Origin of the sequence: Haemophilus sp. C1 (assembly GCF_001276515.1) — a bacterium.
GTDB lineage: Bacteria > Pseudomonadota > Gammaproteobacteria > Enterobacterales > Pasteurellaceae > Haemophilus.
Map to the genome: position 1 here is coordinate 1 of NZ_LDVZ01000058.1, position 1,769 is coordinate 1,769.

2 protein-coding genes are annotated in these 1,769 nt (G+C 38.5%); both read left to right on the forward strand.

Translation table 11 applies throughout. The features are described from left to right. Positions 1-129: 129 nt before the first annotated feature. Positions 130-411 (forward strand): hypothetical protein, encoded by a 282-nt coding sequence (locus ABW51_RS09480; RefSeq protein WP_053466544.1) that lies wholly within the window; start codon positions 130-132, stop codon positions 409-411. Then, positions 401-1,675, forward strand: coding sequence for a type II toxin-antitoxin system HipA family toxin (locus ABW51_RS09485; protein ID WP_053466545.1), 1,275 nt, complete (start codon positions 401-403; stop codon positions 1,673-1,675). Before ABW51_RS09480 ends, ABW51_RS09485 begins: the two co-directional genes overlap by 11 nt. Positions 1,676-1,769: the final 94 nt, after the last annotated feature.

A 1,769-nucleotide genomic window follows, 5' to 3' on the forward strand; every position in this document is an offset into this window, starting at 1 on the left:
AATTGTTGGTTTGTTGAGTCCAACTTTTGGGGTGCAGATCAAAATTCACCGCACTTTTTTATGTTTTATAAATTAAAAGAGACTATAATATCCAGAATTCTGTAAAATTAGATTTTTTTGGATATAATTATGTCTATTTTTCTTATCGATGAAGTTGATGTTCAACAGGCATTAGCGATTTATCTTCATTATATTCGGAAACAAAAGAAACTTTCGCGTGTTGCGCTTTTTGAAAAAAGTGGTGTACCGGCAGCCACGATCAAAAAATTTGAGCTAACTGGGCAAATTTCACTGCGACAGTTTTTGTTGTTATGGCAAAGTTTAGATGATTTGCAACGTTTATATTCACTGGTTCAAATGGAAAAAACATTACCAAAAACAATTGAAGAGGTGATAAAGGGTGAATTTTGAACCGACTAGACAACTTCAAGTCAGCCGAATATTAAGCAATGGGCAAAAAGTGTCAGTGGGAACATTGGCGCAAAATAGTGAGCAGGTTTATTTTTCTTATCATGCGGATTATGTTGAGAAATTTGGCAATCTTTCTCCTTTTGCCATGAAATTAGATACATCATTACAACTTGCTCCAAAACAACCGCACTTTGGTTTACATGGCGTGTTTGCAGATAGTTTGCCTGATGGGTGGGGGTTGTTATTGCAGGATCGTTTTTTTCGTCAAAAAGGTATTTTGCCACAACATGTGACAGCAATGGATCGCTTAGCTTTTGTAGGCGATCGAGGTATTGGTGCGTTGATATTTGAGCCGAGCAAAGTAATAGAGCGGGATCAACTTGATTATGCTCAACTTGGCTTAGCCGCACAAGCTGTGTTTGATGGGCAAACGGAAGATATTTTAGAGGCTTTATTAACCGCAGGGAGTTCTGGTGGTGCGCACCCAAAAGCACAGATATTTATGCCAAAATCAGGTGAACTAATAGCAAGATCGCGACCAAGTTTCAATGATGAAGCTTGGATTATTAAGTTTACATCAAAAAACTTACCGCTCGGTCATGAGGAAGGATTATGCGAAGCTATTTATTTAATGATGGCGGAACAAGCGCAGCTCAATCCTTGTCAGTGGCGTTTACTTGATGCTCCGGCAACAAGCGGGGCAGCACAGTGGTTGGCATTAAAACGCTTTGATTGGGTAAATAATGAAAATGGCGTTGGTCGATATCATCAGCATAGTCTGAGTGGGTTATTAAATGCCGATTTTCGTTTACCGAGTTTGGATTACGAAGATTTAATTAAAGCCAGTAAATCATTATGTCAGTCTCAAAATGTGGCTGAAATTCAATTTCGTCGAGCTATTTTTAACTTATTTTCTAGTAATCAAGACGATCACGGTAAAAACTGGGCATTTTTACAAAATGATCAGGGGGAATGGCAAGTCTCACCTTTTTATGATGTCACCTTTAGCCCACATCCATTTGGCGAGCATAGTACTGCTTTCGGTGGGTTCGGTAAAAAGCCAAGTGTAAAAGCAATGCAAAAATTAGCTCAGCGTACCGGATTAAGTTGGAGAGAGACACAAAAAATTATTCAACAAATATTAGATGCTTTGAGTCAATTTCCTGTTTTAGCCCGTGATTTTGGAGTGAAAAATTCAACAGTGAAGTTGATTCAGAATGAGTTAAATCGGGTTTGGGGTGATAACAAGGCTTTATTGGATTGATGGGAAAAGTGATCTGCCCCCAAAAAGTTGGACAGGTTAGTTAACTTAAATATTGAGCTCGGTATTGTACTGGGCTCAATCCTTTTAAACCAAG